At 42.6% G+C, this 17587-nt stretch carries 19 protein-coding genes; all 19 read left to right on the plus strand.

What is annotated here, in order from left to right; translation table 11 throughout:
• The first annotated feature begins 111 nt into the window (after positions 1–111).
• The 19 genes from Q0058_RS08305 to Q0058_RS08395 are packed head-to-tail and all read left to right on the plus strand — an operon-like array spanning position 112 to position 17574.
• Complete coding sequence (locus Q0058_RS08305) at positions 112–969, plus strand: ABC transporter permease (protein ID WP_298222797.1); 858 nt, start codon at positions 112–114, stop codon at positions 967–969.
• On the plus strand, positions 969–2231 hold the full coding sequence (locus Q0058_RS08310) for a polysaccharide ABC transporter ATP-binding protein (protein WP_298222799.1): 1263 nt from the start codon (positions 969–971) through the stop codon (positions 2229–2231). Before Q0058_RS08305 ends, Q0058_RS08310 begins: the two co-directional genes overlap by 1 nt.
• Positions 2224–3339, plus strand: a complete 1116-nt coding sequence (locus tag Q0058_RS08315; RefSeq protein WP_298222801.1) for an FkbM family methyltransferase — start codon at positions 2224–2226, stop codon at positions 3337–3339. The genes Q0058_RS08310 and Q0058_RS08315 overlap by 8 nt, the downstream gene beginning before the upstream one ends.
• Before the next feature lies 1 nt (position 3340).
• The gene (locus tag Q0058_RS08320) at positions 3341–4414 is read left to right on the plus strand and encodes a DegT/DnrJ/EryC1/StrS family aminotransferase (RefSeq protein WP_298222803.1); all 1074 of its coding nucleotides are present in this window, start codon (positions 3341–3343) and stop codon (positions 4412–4414) included.
• A complete protein-coding gene (locus Q0058_RS08325; protein ID WP_298222805.1) occupies positions 4414–5115 on the plus strand; it encodes a WbqC family protein in 702 nt (233 codons plus the stop codon). Before Q0058_RS08320 ends, Q0058_RS08325 begins: the two co-directional genes overlap by 1 nt.
• Positions 5116–5117: 2 nt before the next feature.
• Positions 5118–5837 carry a class I SAM-dependent methyltransferase gene (locus Q0058_RS08330; protein ID WP_298222807.1) on the plus strand — a complete coding sequence of 240 codons (720 nt, stop codon included), beginning with the start codon at positions 5118–5120 and terminating at the stop codon, positions 5835–5837.
• The gene (locus Q0058_RS08335; RefSeq protein WP_298222809.1) at positions 5838–6680 is read left to right on the plus strand and encodes an NAD(P)-dependent oxidoreductase; all 843 of its coding nucleotides are present in this window, start codon (positions 5838–5840) and stop codon (positions 6678–6680) included. It abuts the gene before it with no gap.
• Complete coding sequence (locus Q0058_RS08340; protein ID WP_298222811.1) at positions 6677–7639, plus strand: ATP-grasp domain-containing protein; 963 nt, start codon at positions 6677–6679, stop codon at positions 7637–7639. The genes Q0058_RS08335 and Q0058_RS08340 overlap by 4 nt, the downstream gene beginning before the upstream one ends.
• The gene (locus Q0058_RS08345) at positions 7632–8306 is read left to right on the plus strand and encodes a metallophosphoesterase family protein (protein WP_298222813.1); all 675 of its coding nucleotides are present in this window, start codon (positions 7632–7634) and stop codon (positions 8304–8306) included. The genes Q0058_RS08340 and Q0058_RS08345 overlap by 8 nt, the downstream gene beginning before the upstream one ends.
• 11 nt (positions 8307–8317) lie before the next feature.
• Positions 8318–9277: a hypothetical protein gene (locus tag Q0058_RS08350; protein WP_298222815.1), complete on the plus strand. Its 960-nt coding sequence runs from the start codon at positions 8318–8320 to the stop codon at positions 9275–9277.
• A gap of 1 nt (position 9278) precedes the next feature.
• Positions 9279–10232: a hypothetical protein gene (locus Q0058_RS08355; RefSeq protein ID WP_298222816.1), complete on the plus strand. Its 954-nt coding sequence runs from the start codon at positions 9279–9281 to the stop codon at positions 10230–10232.
• A gap of 20 nt (positions 10233–10252) precedes the next feature.
• Positions 10253–10996 carry a class I SAM-dependent methyltransferase gene (locus Q0058_RS08360; protein ID WP_298222818.1) on the plus strand — a complete coding sequence of 248 codons (744 nt, stop codon included), beginning with the start codon at positions 10253–10255 and terminating at the stop codon, positions 10994–10996.
• A 3-nt stretch (positions 10997–10999) separates the two neighbouring features.
• Positions 11000–11839 (plus strand): glycosyltransferase, encoded by an 840-nt coding sequence (locus Q0058_RS08365; protein ID WP_298222819.1) that lies wholly within the window; start codon positions 11000–11002, stop codon positions 11837–11839.
• On the plus strand, positions 11839–12843 hold the full coding sequence (locus tag Q0058_RS08370) for a glycosyltransferase family A protein (RefSeq protein WP_298222821.1): 1005 nt from the start codon (positions 11839–11841) through the stop codon (positions 12841–12843). Before Q0058_RS08365 ends, Q0058_RS08370 begins: the two co-directional genes overlap by 1 nt.
• 3 nt (positions 12844–12846) lie before the next feature.
• Positions 12847–13761 carry a glycosyltransferase family 2 protein gene (locus tag Q0058_RS08375; RefSeq protein WP_298222823.1) on the plus strand — a complete coding sequence of 305 codons (915 nt, stop codon included), beginning with the start codon at positions 12847–12849 and terminating at the stop codon, positions 13759–13761.
• 31 nt (positions 13762–13792) lie between these two features.
• Positions 13793–14800 (plus strand): N-acetylneuraminate synthase family protein, encoded by a 1008-nt coding sequence (locus tag Q0058_RS08380; RefSeq protein WP_298222825.1) that lies wholly within the window; start codon positions 13793–13795, stop codon positions 14798–14800.
• Positions 14797–15957 (plus strand): UDP-N-acetylglucosamine 2-epimerase, encoded by a 1161-nt coding sequence (neuC, locus tag Q0058_RS08385; RefSeq protein ID WP_298222827.1) that lies wholly within the window; start codon positions 14797–14799, stop codon positions 15955–15957. The genes Q0058_RS08380 and neuC overlap by 4 nt, the downstream gene beginning before the upstream one ends.
• Entirely contained in the window at positions 15957–16661 is a 705-nt protein-coding gene (locus tag Q0058_RS08390) for an acylneuraminate cytidylyltransferase family protein (protein WP_298222829.1), read from the plus strand. Before neuC ends, Q0058_RS08390 begins: the two co-directional genes overlap by 1 nt.
• Positions 16636–17574 (plus strand): NAD(P)-dependent oxidoreductase, encoded by a 939-nt coding sequence (locus tag Q0058_RS08395; RefSeq protein WP_298222832.1) that lies wholly within the window; start codon positions 16636–16638, stop codon positions 17572–17574. Before Q0058_RS08390 ends, Q0058_RS08395 begins: the two co-directional genes overlap by 26 nt.
• Positions 17575–17587: the final 13 nt, after the last annotated feature.

Genomic DNA, 17587 nt, shown 5'->3' on the forward strand with positions numbered 1-17587 from the left:
TAAGAATCGAGACGTTAAATTAGTATATTTGCGCGCTTGTTTCTCCAGCAAATAAGATATTATTGTTCAGTTGTTAAAACTGTAGCTCATTTTTTAATAGTAAACCAAAACATGACCGGAAAAATTCAATCAGAAGATTGGAGTCTTATCATTAAAGGCCATACCTCGCTTTTTGATGTAAAATTTAAGGATTTGTGGAATTACCGCGACCTTTTGTTTTTGTTCGTCAAACGCGATTTCATCAGCTTTTACAAGCAAACGGTTTTAGGGCCACTTTGGTTTTTCATCCAGCCACTTTTTACGACTTTGGTGTTCACTTTCGTGTTTGGAAATCTCGCTAAAATCAGCACTGATGGCCTGCCACAACAATTGTTCTATTTGTCCGGAATCACCGCATGGAATTATTTCTCCGATTGCTTATCCAAAACCAGCACGGTTTTCAGGGACAACGCCGCGATATTCGGGAAAGTTTATTTTCCTAGATTGATTATGCCTTTGAGTATTGTGGTGAGTAACTTAGTTCGTTTTGTAGTCCAGTTACTTTTGTTGGTGATTATGATGGCTTACTTTGCGGTTCAGGGTGCCAATTTTCATATGACTTATGCAATCCTTTTTTTTCCTTTTCTCGTAATTCTAATGGCACTATTAGGATTAGGCATGGGATTAATTATTACAGCTATGACCACAAAATATAGAGACTTGAGTTTTCTAGTAACTTTCGGTGTGCAGCTTTTGATGTACGGAACGACGGTCATCTACCCGTTGAGTTCCGCGCCCGCAAAATACAAAGCCATCATCGAACTTAATCCCATGACCGGAATCATCGAGGCGTTCCGCTATGCTTTTTTAGGCAAAGGCGAGTTCACCTTGTGGAGCATCAGTTATTCTGTCATCGTCACCATCATTGTGCTGTTTTTAGGAATCATTATTTTCAATAAAACAGAGAAAAATTTCGTAGATACCATCTAATGTCAGAAATAGTTATAAAAGTCGAAAACTTATCCAAAGCCTACCAGATCGGACAGATCGGGACGGGAACAATCTCGCGTGACCTGGAGCGTTTCTGGACCACCAAAGTTATGGGCAAGGAAGATCCGTTTCTGAAAATTGGCGAAACCAACGACCGCAGCACTAAAGGCGGAAGCGATATCGTCTGGTCGTTAAAAGACATCAATCTTGACATCAATCAAGGTGATGCCGTCGGAATCATTGGTAAAAACGGTGCGGGAAAAAGTACGTTGCTCAAATTATTATCACGTGTCACGAGTCCTACCACCGGTGAAATTAAGGTGAAAGGAAGAATAGCGAGTTTGCTCGAAGTCGGAACGGGTTTCCATCCGGAATTGTCCGGACGCGAAAACATCTACCTCAATGGCGCTATTTTGGGCATGCGAAAAAACGAAATCACGCGAAAACTCGATGAAATCATTGACTTTTCAGGCGTTGAAAGATATGTCGATACGCCCGTAAAAAGATACAGCAGCGGAATGTATGTGCGTCTGGCGTTTGCCGTAGCTGCGCATCTCGAAAGTGAAATACTGATCGTTGATGAAGTTTTAGCTGTTGGTGACGCCGAATTTCAAAAGAAATGTTTGGGTAAAATGGGCGACATCAGCAAAGGGGAAGGCAGAACGGTATTGTTCGTAAGCCACAACATGTTGGCCGTGAAATCGCTTTGCAATACTGGTATCGCACTCCGAAACGGCTGCATACAAACCACTGGTAAAATTGAAAGTGTCATCGATTCGTATTTGTCGAATACGGCTGTCATTGCGCAGTCTTTTGTCAGCATTGAAAGGGAAACAGAAGGTTTTACGCTGCATTCGATCAACGTTTCGAACAACGGCATTGAAGGAAGTTTCAATATTGAAAATGATCTTGTCATCGATGTTACGGTTTCGAGCGAAAAGGATTTTCAGGGCATCAATGTCAATCTGTTCTTCAACACGCTTGAAGGCACGCTGATTTTTGCGACTTGTTCCGATTCCATCTTTTTCAAAAAAGGTCAGGCCACGTATCAATGTACGATTCCGGCTTATACCTTAAACGACAATATATACAGCATCGATTTAATGGTCGTCAAACACGGCGCTAAAATCCTGCACCACATCAAGGAAGTCATTTCCGTGGAAGGCATTGAAGTCAAACGCGATGGCGCCTGGCTCGAAAAATTCCCCGGATTAATAAGACCTCAGACTTTTGAATGGAAAAAAATAGACCAGCATGAATAGTTTCAGAATCGCACTCAAAGCCAAAATAAAACAGTCGCAGCACAACCATTTCGGGATTCAGAATTATGATGAATACCGTTTTGGAAGCTATAAAAACGAACAAGCCTCTGCGTTGAAAAAACTCGTGCAGATTGGTAAGCGCAATGCCAAAAGGGTTGTCGGTTATGAGAACAAAATCGATGTGGATACTATTCCGTGGCTCAAAGATTATTTCGACGGCATGGAAAGGCTCTATAAAGTATTGAACCAGCAAGGGAAAAGTCTAATCGTCGAACTCATCGCCTACCAAATTCTCGGCTATAAAAAAGTAAAACTCGCCAGAAACAACAAAGCGTATCAAGACGCCGTGAAACTTGGGAAGTCGTTGGCAGATCCGAACGATACTTACGATCCGCATTTCATGCATTTCATCTTGCAGAAATTCAACCTCAAACCGATTGGTTACGACGTGCAGCTTTATTTCGGTTCGCTTGGCGTTACGATTGATTTTATCATCGAGCAATACGCTTATAAATTAGACGGCAAACCAGTGGTTCAGGTCGAAGCCGGTGATTTTGTGATTGATGCCGGCGCTTGTTGGGGCGACACCGCCTTATATTTTGCGCACAAAGCCGGACCTTCGGGCAAAGTGTTTTCTTTTGAATTCATTCCCGACAACATCAAACTGTTCCACCACAACAGGTCCTTGAATCCGAATCTCGAAAATCAGATCGAACTCGTGCCGCATCCGGTTTCGGACCATTCCGATGATACGATTTATTACAAAGACAATGGCCCCGGAAGTAAAATCGAAACGTTCGCTTTTGATGGCCACACAGGTTCTACGACGACGCTGACGATTGATGATTTTGTCAAAAGAAACAACATCGCCAAAGTCGATTTTGTAAAAATGGATATTGAAGGCGTCGAAAGTGCAGCTTTGCGCGGCGCTGTCGAAACCATCAAAAAGTTCAGGCCTAAATTAGCGATTGCGATTTACCACAGCATGGAAGATTTCACGGCCATTCCCGCCTGGATTTTAGACCTGGATTTAGATTACGAAATTTTTCTAGACCACTTTACCATTCACGCCGAAGAAACCATCTGTTTTGCAAAGCCCAGAAACTAATATGATCAAAGTTACCCAAGCCTTTTTACCGGATCAATCGGAATATCAGGCGATTTTAAAATCGTCGTGGGACCAGCATTGGATTACCAATCGCGGGCCTTTGGTTCTGGAACTTGAGGAAAAATTGCGTTCTTATCTCGGTGCCAATCAGATCATCTTGACCACGAATGGCACTTTGCCGCTGCAGATTGCTTTAAAAGTTCTTGGAAATCAAGGCGAAATTATCACGACGCCTTTTTCTTATATTGCGACGACTTCTTCCATTTTATGGGAACATTGCAAACCGGTTTTTGTTGACATCAATCCCGATTACCTCACGATTGATGAAACCAAAATCGAGGCCGCCATTACCGATAAAACCACCGCGATTCTCGTCACGCACGTTTTCGGAAATCCGTGTGATGTCGAGGCGATTCAGGCGATTGCGAACAAACACAACTTAAAAGTCATATACGACGCCGCGCATTGTTTTGGGGTGACCTATAAAAATGAATCGATTTTCAATTTTGGCGATGTGAGTACTTGCAGCTTCCACGCGACGAAATTGTTCCATACCGGAGAAGGTGGTGCGTTATTTTTTACCGACAAAGCCTTATACGAACCTTTGTTCTACAGCCACAACTTCGGGCACAATGGGCCTCATGATTTTTCGGGTGTCGGGCTCAATGCGAAGATGTCCGAACTTCAGGGTGCGATGGGCTTGGCGGTTTTGCCGTACATGCCGCAGATTCTGGAGCAGCGTAAAAACATTGTAGATTACTACAACAACCACATCGATTTTCCGAAAGTGAGAACGTTCACGATTCGCGAAAACACACAGTGGAATTACAGCTATTATCCGATCATTTTCGAGTCTGAACAAGATTTATTGCGTGCTGAGGCGGCCTTAAACAAACACCAGATTTTCCCAAGACGGTACTTTTATCCGTCGTTGAATACGATTCCGTTTGCTTCCCATCAATCGATGCCAGTCTCAGAAGCCGTTGCGGTTTCGGTGCTTTGTCTGCCTTTGTATGCCGGACTGACAGCCGATGAAACCAGGCGCATCGTGACAATCTTAAACGCCGCACTCTGATGAAAGTGGGCATCATGCAACCGTATTGGTTTCCTTATATCGGTTATTTTCAACTCATCAATGCTGTCGATGTTTTCGTGGTTTATGACAATATAGAATACACCAAAAAAGGCTGGATCAACCGCAACCGGATTTTACTCCATAGCGAAGCGGCTCCCGTAACCGTGCCTTTGAAAAAAGATTCTGATTTTCTGCATGTAGACCAAAGATTTTTGTCTGAAAATTATGCGAAAGACAAAGTCAAATTGCTGTCTAAAATTAAAGAAGCGTATAAAAAAGCGCCGCAATTTTCAACGGTTTTTCCATTGATTGAATCGATTTTGAACCAGAATGAAACCAACTTATTCCGATTGATTCACCATTCAATACAAGCCGTTTGCGATTATTTGGAGATTAAAACCAAGATTGTAATTTCTTCCACAATCGATATCGACCACAATTTAAAATCTCAAGATAAAGTCATCGCGATTGCCAAAATCCTTGAGGCCACGCAATACATCAACGCAATTGGAGGCCTCCAACTTTACGATAAAGCGACTTTTGAAGCGAATGATTTACAACTTCATTTCATCAAATCGAACCCCATCGAATACCCACAATTTGACAATGATTTCATACCTTGGCTGTCTGTTATTGATGTCATGATGTTTAATTCCAAACAGGAAATCCGTGGTTTTCTAACGGATGTTACTTTGCTATAACTATGAAAAATGCTTTAGACCAACATGTACGGGCTTATGAAGGCGAACTTCAATACGATTTCGACAATGAAATCCTGTTGAATTGGTATCCGAAACGAATCTTAAAACATACCCAGAACTGTAAATCCTTATTGGAATTAGGCTTGGGACACGGTTACACGACTACGATTTTTTCAAAACAATTTACCAAGCATGTCGTGCTCGACGGCTCGAATGCGATCATTCAGAACTTCCGCTCGAAATATCCAGATTGTAAAGCGGAAATCGTCGAAACCTATTTTGAAAAATTCGAATCCGAAGAGAAATTTGACCTGATTGTCATGGGTTTCATTCTGGAACACGTCGACAATCCGGTGGAGATATTGAAACATTTCAAACAATTCCTCGCACCTAAAGGACGCATGTTCATCGCAGTTCCGAACGCTGAAGTCTTGAACAGAAGATTAGGCCATGCCGCAGGTTTGCTGAACGACATGCAGGAACTTTCAGAAAACGACCATATTCTTGGGCACCAACGTTATTATACCGTTGAAACATTGACGGAAGATGTGATTGCAGCGGGTTATGAAGTGGCGATGGTGGAAGGTATTTATTTGAAACCATTGGCGACTTCTCAGATGATTTCACTAAACTTTGACAAGAAAGTCATCGATGCTTTTTGTGAAGTCGGTATCGCTTATCCAGAATTGTGTTGTGGCATTTTAGCTGAAATCAAAGCATAGATGAAAGCACTGATTGTTGGTGGAACGTCTTCGATTGCAAACGCTTTAAAGCCTATACTGGCGCAGTTTTGCGAAGTGATGACGGCTGGAAGAACTGGTTGCGACATTACTTTAGATTTGTCCGATGAAAACATTTCGCTTCCAAACGATATTGATGTCATCATTCATACCGCCGCGCATTTCGGAGGCAAAACCGCTGAAGAAATCATCGCTGCTGAAAAAATCAATGTGATTGGAACGGTTCGATTGTGCAAAGCCGCTGTTGATGCAGGTGTGAAGCACTTTATTTACATTTCAAGTATTTTCTCAAACGCCACGCCCGACGAACCTAATTATTCGGTTTACAGCATTTCAAAAAAACACTCGGAAGAATTGGCAACATACTATTGTTCTTTAAATAATTTACCGTTGACAATTTTAAAACCTTCGCACTTATATGGCGTCGAAGAAAGTTTCAAAAAGCACCAGCCGTTTTTCTATACTATTCTGGACAAAGCGAAAAACAGTGAAGATCTAACGCTTTACGGCAACAACGATCCGGTCAGAAACTTTCTATTCATCGACGATTTGACCGAAATAATTTTGAAAGTCGTGCAGCAAAAAGTCACTGGAAGTTATTCGTGTACTCAAATGAACGACGTGACTTACACCGAAATTGCCGCTACAGCTTATAAAGTTTTCGGCACGGATGGCAAAGCCACTTTCCTGAGCGACAAACCCGATATTCCAAGTTTTCAATACGATAAAGACGGTGCACTATATCAGAAAATCGGATTTTATCCGCAAGTGACACTCGAACAAGGCATCCAAAAAATTGTCGATAACAGTAACAATAGCAAATGAAAAATATTTTAGTTTCAGGTGCGAGCGGCATCATCGGCTACGGCATTTTGCGTTCGCTGCGGTTGTCGGGAATTCCATACAAATTCATCGGCACAACGATTTATTCCGATTCAGCCGCTGAAGGATTTTGCGATATTTTTGAACAGGCGGTTCCGACGAACGATCCAAATTATATCGATTGGCTTCTGAAAACCATCGAAAAGCACCAAATCGATCTGATTATTCCGGGTATTGAAGCCGATATGTACGCATGGTCAGAACATAAAGACACCCTCGAAAAAAGCGGCGTCAAAGTATTGTTGAATGCCCAAGAACTCATCGACGCCTGCCACGACAAATGGGTTTTCTATCAAAAATTAAAAGAATCCGATTTACCTTTTGCAATAGACACGACTTTAGAGTCAGATTTCAAGGTATTAAAAACCCAATTCGGATTGCCGTTTCTTTTAAAACCACGCATAGGTCACGGTTCTAAAGGAATTGTACGCGTAAATTCCGAAGAAGAATTTGAAAAACACCAACAATATATCGGTTCCCAATTGATGGCGCAACCGATTGTCGGAAATGACGACGAAGAATATACAACTTCAGCATTTTGCGACGGACAAGGCGGATTTTATGCGTATATGACGCTCAAAAGAAAATTGTCAAAAGACGGTTTTACTGAAAAAGCTGAAGTCATTAATTTGGAAAATATAGAGGAAACTCTAAAAGCATTGTGCTCGATTTTTAAACCCATCGGCCCGACGAATTTCCAATTTAGAAAGGATGATGATGGTTTGAAATTGCTCGAAATCAACCCGCGCATTTCTTCATCAACTTCCATTCGCGCTAAATTCGGTTACAACGAATCGCAAATGGCCGTTGATTATTTCGTTGAAAATAAAACCATCGGGCAACCAAAAATCAAAAACGGAAAAGCCATCCGTTATATCGAAGACCTGATCATCTATGAATAAAATTGGCATCATCTCCGACATTCACGGAAACTACGAAGCGTTAAAAACGGTTTTGGCCGAACTCGACGCGATGAATATCACCGAAATTTATTGCCTCGGCGATGTCGTCGGTTATTATTCGCAGGTCAATGAATGCTGTGATGAACTCAGAAAACGCAATATCCCTTGTCTGATGGGCAACCACGATTGGTATATGGCGAGTGGCGGCTTTTGCCCGAGATCTAAAAGCGTTAATGATTGTTTGGTTTATCAACGCAAAGTGATTACTCAGGAAAATATCGATTGGCTGCGCACGTTTGATATGCAGCGGTTTGTAGGTTCAATTCACATGGTTCACGGCGGTTGGGCCGATCCGATTGATGAATATCTTGTCGAACCCAACGCAGACTATTTCTCCAGAATAGAAGGGAAGAACTTCGTTTCGGGGCACACGCATTTTCAATCTTTACATCATTTTGGAGACAAAACCTATTGCAATCCGGGTTCTGTAGGCATGCCACGTGACAACGATCCGAGGGCTGCTTTTGCTACTTTTGACGGCGAATTTACTTTGCACCGTATCGAATATGATATGCAGGTAGTTTTTGACTTGATGGATAAAGCCGGATTCAACGATTATTATTACGGATGTTTAAAAACCGGCGCAAGGAATCTTTGCAGGCTGTAAAAAAAGAATACATGTTTAAGTGGAAAAAACTGGGACAAATTTTTAATCCCATTGATTATAGAGACCAAAGCTGGATGTACGAATACGCGCAGGCGCCATCTGTGGTCATTTTTGAGAAAACCGTGCGCGTGTTTTTCTCGTCAAGGCCGGCCCCTGAAAACGGACAATACGTGAGCAGAATGGGTTACATCGATCTGAACAAAGACAATTTATCGGAAATCGTTTCGATTTGCAAAGCGCCGATTTTGCCTTTGGGCGGTTTGGGCACTTTCGACGAATTTGGAACTTATCCCGTTTCAGTGATTCAAAATGATGATGAAATCCGAGCCTATTACGCCGGCTGGACGCGCTGCGAATCTGTTCCTTTCAACGCCGCGATTGGCGTTGCCGTGAGTAAAGACAATGGCGATTCTTTTCAGAGAATGGGTGAAGGGCCGGTGATTCCGTACACGCCTGATGAACCCTTTGTGATGGGAAGCCCAAAAATCAGAAAGTTCGGTGATACTTGGTATTTGTGGTATTCCGCAACCCGTGAATGGATTCCGAATGACGGGCAACCGCAACCCGTTTATAAAATCAGGATGGCGACTTCAACCGATGGCATCAACTGGAATAAAAACCACAAGGATTTGATTCCCGATGTATTGGAAGTCAACGAATGCCAGGCGAGCGCCGATGTTTTTCAATACCAAGGCAAGTATCACATGTTTTTTTCGTACCGCAATAACCTCAATTTCCGCGAACCTGGGCGAGGTTACAGAATCGGTTATGCTTCTTCTACGGATTTAATCCACTGGACACGTGAAGATCAAAAAGCCGGAATTGAAGCATCGCAAAGCGGCTGGGATTCAGAATCGGTGAGTTACCCGTTTGTGTTTGCGCTCAACAATAAAGTTTACATGCTCCACCAAGGCAATGAAATCGGGCGTTTCGGTTTCGGATTGGCCGAATTGGAAAGTTATCATCAATAATATGAAGTGGAAAAAACTAGGGAAGATTTTCAACCCGACCGATCATAAACTGCCCAACAATTGCTTTGAATTCGCGCAATCGCCTCAAACGATTGTCTTCGATGATTTCGTGAGGATTTATTTCTCGACGCGCGAAAAAGACAACATTGGTAAATATTTGAGCCATGTCGCTTTTGTGGATTTCGACAAGGAATTCAAACAGATTCTAAATATTTCGACCGAAACCGTCATTCCTTTAGGGAAATTAGGCTGTTTTGACGAGCATGGGATTTTTCCAATCAATGTGTTGAAGCATGAAGATAAAATCCTAGCTTATACGACTGGCTGGAACAGAAAAGTATCCGTTTCCGCCGACGCTTCCGTAGGTTTTGCGGTGAGCCATGATCAGGGAAAAACCTTTGAAAAACTCGGCAATGGCCCAGTATTGACCGCAACTTTGCACGAACCTTTTTTGGTCTGCGATGCTTTCGTAGCGGTTTTCGAAAACACCTTCCACATGTGGTACATCTACGGCACGCAATGGACGGAATTCGTCGAAGGGCAGGCGCCGGACAGGGTTTATAAAATCGCCCACGCAACTTCCGACGACGGCATCCACTGGAAAAAAGAAGGCCGGAAAATCATCACGGATAAAATCAATAACGAAGAATGTCAGGCTTTGCCAAGCGTCATTTTTTACAACGGTTTATACCATATGGTGTTCTGCTACCGCCACGCTTCAGGGTTCAGAACCGACAAGAATAAAGGCTACCGATTGGGGTATGCTTATTCCAATGATTTAACAAATTGGACACGCGATGATGAAAAGTTAGGCATCAATTTAAGTGAAAACGACTGGGATTCCGACATGATGTGCTATCCGCATTTTTTTAAAGTCGGGAATCAAGTATATTTGCTCTACAATGGAAACGAATTCGGGAAAGCCGGTTTTGGCCTGGCAATGCTCGAAAATTAAATAAAATAGTACAATTCGAAATGGAAACTAAGAGAGATTACAATAAAGAACTAAAAGATACCGCCGATCATAAATACGTCTACAGTTTTGATTATGATGTGATGCACCCGTTTATGATTCAAGCGTTTGAGCCTTTTTTTAGGAATGGGAATTTCCTCGAACTTGGAAGCCACAAAGGTGTTTTTACCAAATTATTTTTACCGTATTTCGACGACATTACTTGCGTGGAAGTATCCGATGAAGCGATTTCGGAAGCCAAACAAACCTTCGGCGACAAAATAAAATTCGTCAATTCGTTGTTCGAAACCGTTGATCTTCCTACAAAGTATGACAACATCGTGCTCACGCATGTGCTCGAACACATCGACGATCCTGTGGCTGTATTGAAGCGCATCAATGATGAATGGCTGTCAGACAACGGAAGATTCTTTCTAGTTTGTCCGAATGCGAACGCGCCATCACGTCAGATTGCGGTCAAAATGGGATTGATCACACACAATTCCGCCGTGACACCCGCCGAAAAAGAGCACGGCCATAACATTACTTACACGCTCGATACTTTAGAACGCGATGCCAAAGCGGCCGGACTCAAAGTGGTTCACCGTTCAGGGATTTTCTTCAAAGGATTGGCTAATTTCCAGTGGGATCGTTTGTTGCAGACTGATATTATTTCTAAGGAATACCTGCAAGGTTGCTACGAATTGGGGCAACAATATCCTGATTTGTGCTCGAGTATTTTCTTAATGTGTGAAAAAGGGAAGTAAGCCATGCCAACGCCGTTGCTGTCTGTTTGTCTGATCACTTACAACCATGAGAACTACATTCGTCAGGCGGTGGAAGGCGTTTTGATGCAACAAGTCAATTTCGATTGGGAACTCATTATTGCCGACGATTTTTCGACCGATGGTACGAGAACGATTTTAAAAGAATACCAACAAAAGTTTCCGGATCGGATTCGATTGATTCTTCAACAAAAAAATGTAGGCGCGGCGCAGAATTGGTTCGATCTGATGAAAACGCCAAAGTCAAAATACATCGCTTATTTTGAAGGCGACGATCACTGGATTGATGCCACGAAATTGCAAAAACAAGTCGATTTTTTAGAGCAAAACCCTGATTTTACTTTGTGCCATTCTGATGTGCAGGCGATAGATATTCATGGCAACACCAACGAAAATCACTCGATGAAATATTGGAATGCCCACCATTCGGTACTCGATTACCGTTTTGCGATTTTTTCGCCGATTGCGTTCAGTTGCACTTCTGTCTTTAGGAATGTGGTTGCGTTTGATAAGCTTTCCAAAAATGTCAAAGCCGGCGATTGGATGTTGTGGATTCTGCTCACCTTACAAGGAAAAGCAAAGTATTTGGATGAAAAATTCTCGATTTACCGTCAAGGTTCAGGGGTTTCCGGCCAATCGATCTGGTATAAGGATTTCCACCACCGTTCGCTTTTTTTATTGCAGCAGTTTTCTTTAAAAAACACTTTCGATCAAAACCGCTGGCTTGCGAAAGGTATATCGTATTACACCTTATTCCACGCGGCCAAAATCTTCAGAGTTAGAAAATTGATTTACCTTGCCGAGAAAATTAAATTCGTCCCTTAATGCGCGTAGGTTTTAATCCCCATAAAGACAAGCCGCTCGAAAAAGTGGCGTTCAACCATCAGGTCATTATCCCGGTTTTTATACCCAATCTTGAAGGCTATTACGCCGATGGTTTGAAGATATTAAAGTTGTGTCTCGATTCGCTTTTTGCAACGGTACATTCGAATACTTTTATTACGATTGTCAATAATGGCAGCGATGCGAAAGTCGTCGAATATCTTGATGCACTTTTCAATGATGGTAAAATCCATGAACTGATTCATACGACCAACATCGGAAAAGTCAATGCGATTCTCAAAGGATTGGCAGGCAACAACATCGAACTCGTCACGATAGCCGACAGCGATGTGTTGTTTCTCTCGAACTGGCAACAGGAAACCAATAAAGTTTTTGCCGCGATTCCTAAAGCCGGTGTCGTCGGAATTGTGCCGCAATACAGAACTTTCATGACACGTTGCGAAAATATTCTGTGGAGCAATTTGTTCAATAAAAACCTGAAATTTCTTCCAGTTAAAAACCCTGAAGCTTTAGAACATTTCTACAAAAGCGTCGGTTGGGACGACATCATGAAATACCATCACGACATCGCTTTGGGTTACGAATCGAACGGCGTCAAGACTTACTTGGGTTCGGGGCATTTCGTGGCGACTTATAAAAAGGATATGTTTGATGAAATCGTCACTTTCATTGGTTTCAAAATGGGCGGACTCAGCGAAGATTATCTCGACCAATGCCCGTTGAAAAAAGACTATTGGCGCCTGACGACTTTCGACAATTTCGCTTACCACATGGGTAATGTCTATGAAAACTGGATGAGCGAAGTCACGCATTCGAATGATGAAAGTTATGAATTCAAGTCTGATTTCCCGACTTCCAAAAACATCAACAGCGTCGAATATTATTTCAAAAGCAGAATCCTTCGCAAGATTTTCAAAAGCAGAAAAGTCAGGATGCTGTTTTTCTGGCACAAAAACTTGCCCAAAGAAATGATCGCTACTTATTAACGCATGACGCAACCTTCCAAAAAATTCACCATCCTGATTACGACCAAAAACCGTTTGGAGGATTTGACTTATACGCTTGTCAAAATCGATCCTTTGTTGCAGCGCGACGATGTGGCTTGCATGCTTTGCGACGACGGTTCGACCGATGGCACTTCGGAGTTCATCAAAAGCCATTATCCCGATATTCATTTGATCCGCAATGAAAAAAGCAAAGGCCTGATCTACAGCAGAAACAAATTGTTGCATCTGACCACAACCGATTACGCGATTTCGATTGATGATGACTTGCATTTCATCACTGAAAATCCATTGGAACTGATTGACGATTATTTTAAGCAGCATCCCGAATGTGGTTTGATTGGATTTAGGATTTTCTGGAGCAAAACCGAACCCGAATCGACTCAAACAAAAGAGCAACCGCTGCGCATGAGAAGTTTTCCCGGCGGCGCTAACGTTTGGCGCATGAAAGCCTGGCATCAAATCCCCGATTATCCTTATTGGTTTGTTTTTCACGGCGAGGAAGATTTTGCGTCTTACGAACTGTTCAAGAAAAACATAGAAATTCACTATTTGCCATCGGTTTTGGTCAACCATCGCGTTGATTTAAAAGCCCGAAAATCCAACGCCGATTATATGATTCGCTTAAAACGGTCGTTGCGTTCGGGTTGGTTTTTATATTTTCTGTTTTTTCCGTGGATCAAAATCCCGAGAATGCTCGCTTATTCAATCTGGATGCAATTGAAACTCAAAGTATTCAAAGGCGATTTCAAAGCGCTTCAGGCAATCGTTTTAGCGTTATTCGACCTTGTGATTTTCATTCCCAAAATAATCAAACACAGTAACCGGCTGACTTTGAGTGAGTACAAAGCCTACGACCAATTAGAGAACGTGAGGTTGTACTGGAAACCGGAAAAATAATTACTTTTACGCTTCATTTTTGAAAGCTTTCATGAGAGACAAACCTTATTTTATCGCTGAGATTGCGCAGGCGCACGACGGAAGTCTGGGGATTTTGCATTCCTACATCGACGCTGTGGCGAAAACCGGCGTGCAGGCGATCAAGTTTCAGATGCATATTGCTGAAGCCGAAAGCAGCATCCACGAACCGTTTAGGGTCAAATTTTCTTATGAAGATGCCACGCGTTTCGATTACTGGAAGCGCATGGAATTCACTTTCGAGCAATGGCAAGGCATCAAAAAACATTGCGACGAAGTGGGTTTGGATTTCATCTGTTCGCCGTTCAGCAATGCTGCGGTCGATTGGCTTGAAAAACTCGATGTGAAAGCTTACAAAGTCGGTTCGGGAGAAGTTTCGAATTTCCTTTTATTGGATAAAATTATTGAAACCAAAAAACCAATCATCATTTCGTCAGGCATGAGCAGTTTTTCAGAATTGGATCAAGTCGTTGATTATTTGAAAAGTAAAGCAGCAGATTTTTCGATTTTGCAATGCACAACGGCTTACCCGACGCTTCCGCACCAATACGGATTGAATTTGATTCCCGAACTTAAAGCACGCTACAATATTCCTGTTGGTTTTTCAGACCATTCCGCTAAAACCGCCACCGGAATTGCAGCTGTGGCTTTGGGCGCGGAAATCCTAGAATTCCATGTGGTTTTTGACCGAGCAATGTTCGGCCCGGACGCGATCGCATCTTTAACTCTCGAAGAAACAAAACAATTGGTCGAAGGCGCGACGGCCATTTTCGAAGCGCAATCGCAACCGATAGATAAAAATAACACCGAAGCATTCACCACTTTAAAGAGCATTTTTGAAAAATCTTTAGCAGTGAATAAAGACTTACCTGAAGGGCACACGATTACTTTTGAAGATCTGGAACACAAAAAACCAACCGGTTACGGCATTCCGGCGCGCGATTACCAAACGGTCATCGGCAAGAAATTATCAAAAGACAAAAGCCAGTGGGATTTTTTAAATGAAGACGATTTGCCATGAACATCAAAAGAAAAATAGCGGTCGTCATTACGGCAAGGCCTTCGTATAGCAGGGTCAAAACCGTACTCAAAGCGATACAACAAAACCCGGATTTGGAACTTCAGCTCATCATCGCTGCTTCAGCTTTGCTAGAGCGTTACGGAAGTGCCGTAAATTATATAGAAAACGACGGTTTCGAAATTGCCGCCAAAGTATTCAACGTGCTTGAAGGTGAAAACCTGACAGCCGCCGCGAAAACGACAGGAATCGGAATTTTAGAACTGTCAACCGTTTTTGACAATCTGAAACCTGATATCGTAGTTACCGTTGCGGATCGATTTGAAACGATGGCTACGGCGATTGCGGCTTCTTACATGAATATTCCGCTCGCGCACATCCAAGGCGGCGAAGTCACCGGAAATATTGATGAAAAAGTACGTCACGCGATTACCAAATTAGCCGATTATCATTTTGTGGCTTCTGAAAACGCCAAACAACGCGTGATTCAATTGGGTGAAAATCCTGAGATGGTTTTTAACACGGGTTGCCCGTCGATTGATATTGCGCAGCAGGTTTTACAAAGCGACAAACCGTTGTTTGATCCTTATGAACTGTACGGCGGCGTAGGTTCGAAACCAAAATTAGATCAAGGTTATCTGGTTGTCATGCAGCATCCCGTAACCAACGAATACCTCGATTCGAGAAAACACATTGAAGCGACTTTGAGAGCGATTCAGCAAATCAATTTCCCGACGCTTTGGTTCTGGCCTAACGTTGACGCCGGAGCAGACGGAACTTCAACAGGAATCCGTTCTTACAGGGAATTACACAAATTAGAGAATGTTCATTTTTTCAAGAATATGAAAGGCGATGATTTCCTGCAATTGCTGCACGGTTCGGCTTGTCTGGTCGGCAATTCGAGCGTGGGCATTCGCGAATGTTCTTTCCTTGGCGTGCCCGTAGTCAATATCGGCTCAAGACAAAACCGACGCGATCGAGGCAACAATGTGATTGACGTTTCTTATGATGAAAATGAAATCGTCAAAGGCATCCAAAGTGCTTTTCAAAATAAAGAACGGAAACAATCTTTAGTTTATGGCGGTGGCGATGCTGGTGAAAAAATTGCAACATTGTTAAGCAACTTGCCTTTACAATTCCACAAAACCATTTCTTACTAATGCGCACTTTAGTCATCATTCCTGCGCGCGGCGGTTCGAAAGGCGTTCCTCAAAAAAACATCAAATTATTGGGTGGCAAACCGTTGATTGCGCATGCGATAGAATGTGCTTTGGGCTCTAAAAAAGATATTAAAATTGTCGTTTCTACTGATGGCGATGCGATTATTGCGGCTTGTCAGAAATATGCAGTTGAAATCATCAAACGTCCAGTTGCATTGGCTCAGGACGATAGTAATGTAGTCACGGCAGTAACGTTCACTTACGATTATTTAAAAGAGGATTTTGACAACATCGTTTTGCTGCAACCCACGGCGCCTCTGAGAACAAGTGCTGATTTGGATGCGGTCATCGATTTGCTCGAAAAAAATCCGGATACCGATGGCGTCATCAGCGTCGTTCCTATGGATGACGTGCATCCGGCGAGGATGTATGATTTGGGCGATGGCGGTCAAATGATTCCTCTAATTGAAAATGGTGAAACGCTTAGAAGGCAGGATTTAAAACCCGTCTACTACCGAAATGGTTGCTTTTATGCTGTGAGAACTAAAGCGTTTTTGGAGCAGCAATCGTTTATGGTAACTCACAAACTAGCGTATGTTATGAATGCAAATTGGCTCGTGAACATTGACAATCAAAGGGATTTTCAACTCGCGACGCTGTTATATGAAGACTGGAACAATGAAATTACTAATCACCGAAGCTGAACATTTCAGTGCCAAAGCCATAGCGGATTTAAAGCAACAAGTCGAGGTTAGGATTGGGAATATCCAAACACGCGAGGAATTGTTGTCGAAATCGGCCGATTGCGAAGTTTTGTTTATCCGTTTGGGTTTTGCGATGGATCGTGAAATCATTGACAATGCTAAAAATTTAAAATGCATTCTTACCGCAACGACAGGTTTGGATCATATCGATGTCAATTACTTTGAAAGCCGCGGCGGGAAAGTGATTTCATTGAAAAACGAAGTCGAATTTTTAGGTTCGATTCCATCCACGGCGGAACATACCTGGGGATTGATTTTGACTTTGCTGCGAAAAATTCCATCGGCTTTCCAGCACGTCAAACAAGGCGGTTGGGATCGCAATCCTTTCAAAGGAAACAATCTCAAAGGCAAGAAATTAGGCATTTTAGGTTTGGGCAGGGTAGGAAAGCAGGTCGCGCGTTTTGCTGAAGCGTTTGATATGGAAGTGGGTTTTTACGACACCAAATCCATCGCGTCAAATTACCTCAAATTCGATACTCCGGAAGCGCTGTTTCAATGGGCCGAAATCATTACGATTCACATTCCACTAAGCGAAGAAAACACCAACTTTGTCAAGAAATCAATGTTTGAAAATACAAAATCACCATTCATCATCAACACTTCAAGGGGAGCCGTTTGGAATGAAAACGACATGGCAATGCTTTTAAAAGAAGGAAAATTGTCGGGTTTGGCGACTGATGTGATTGTGCACGAACTCGATAGCGACAACAGGAATTCGAATCCGATGATGGCTTTGGCGAACCAAAATTACAATGTCATCATCACGCCGCACATAGCCGGAGCGACGTTTGAATCGATGTCGATGACCGAAGAATTTATTACACAAAAGTTTTTAGAACAACTCAAAAAATAAAATTTAAAATATA

Origin of the sequence: Flavobacterium sp., from assembly GCF_027484705.1 — a bacterium.
GTDB lineage: Bacteria > Bacteroidota > Bacteroidia > Flavobacteriales > Flavobacteriaceae > Flavobacterium.

Coding starts and splice junctions, on each gene's coding strand:
- Q0058_RS08305 (WP_298222797.1), top strand. CDS start 112: ATGACCGGAAAAATTCAATCAGAAGATTGGAGTCTTATCATTAAAGGC.
- Q0058_RS08310 (WP_298222799.1), top strand. CDS start 969: ATGTCAGAAATAGTTATAAAAGTCGAAAACTTATCCAAAGCCTACCAG.
- Q0058_RS08315 (WP_298222801.1), top strand. CDS start 2,224: ATGAATAGTTTCAGAATCGCACTCAAAGCCAAAATAAAACAGTCGCAG.
- Q0058_RS08320 (WP_298222803.1), top strand. CDS start 3,341: ATGATCAAAGTTACCCAAGCCTTTTTACCGGATCAATCGGAATATCAG.
- Q0058_RS08325 (WP_298222805.1), top strand. CDS start 4,414: ATGAAAGTGGGCATCATGCAACCGTATTGGTTTCCTTATATCGGTTAT.
- Q0058_RS08330 (WP_298222807.1), top strand. CDS start 5,118: ATGAAAAATGCTTTAGACCAACATGTACGGGCTTATGAAGGCGAACTT.
- Q0058_RS08335 (WP_298222809.1), top strand. CDS start 5,838: ATGAAAGCACTGATTGTTGGTGGAACGTCTTCGATTGCAAACGCTTTA.
- Q0058_RS08340 (WP_298222811.1), top strand. CDS start 6,677: ATGAAAAATATTTTAGTTTCAGGTGCGAGCGGCATCATCGGCTACGGC.
- Q0058_RS08345 (WP_298222813.1), top strand. CDS start 7,632: ATGAATAAAATTGGCATCATCTCCGACATTCACGGAAACTACGAAGCG.
- Q0058_RS08350 (WP_298222815.1), top strand. CDS start 8,318: ATGTTTAAGTGGAAAAAACTGGGACAAATTTTTAATCCCATTGATTAT.
- Q0058_RS08355 (WP_298222816.1), top strand. CDS start 9,279: ATGAAGTGGAAAAAACTAGGGAAGATTTTCAACCCGACCGATCATAAA.
- Q0058_RS08360 (WP_298222818.1), top strand. CDS start 10,253: ATGGAAACTAAGAGAGATTACAATAAAGAACTAAAAGATACCGCCGAT.
- Q0058_RS08365 (WP_298222819.1), top strand. CDS start 11,000: ATGCCAACGCCGTTGCTGTCTGTTTGTCTGATCACTTACAACCATGAG.
- Q0058_RS08370 (WP_298222821.1), top strand. CDS start 11,839: ATGCGCGTAGGTTTTAATCCCCATAAAGACAAGCCGCTCGAAAAAGTG.
- Q0058_RS08375 (WP_298222823.1), top strand. CDS start 12,847: ATGACGCAACCTTCCAAAAAATTCACCATCCTGATTACGACCAAAAAC.
- Q0058_RS08380 (WP_298222825.1), top strand. CDS start 13,793: ATGAGAGACAAACCTTATTTTATCGCTGAGATTGCGCAGGCGCACGAC.
- neuC (WP_298222827.1), top strand. CDS start 14,797: ATGAACATCAAAAGAAAAATAGCGGTCGTCATTACGGCAAGGCCTTCG.
- Q0058_RS08390 (WP_298222829.1), top strand. CDS start 15,957: ATGCGCACTTTAGTCATCATTCCTGCGCGCGGCGGTTCGAAAGGCGTT.
- Q0058_RS08395 (WP_298222832.1), top strand. CDS start 16,636: ATGAAATTACTAATCACCGAAGCTGAACATTTCAGTGCCAAAGCCATA.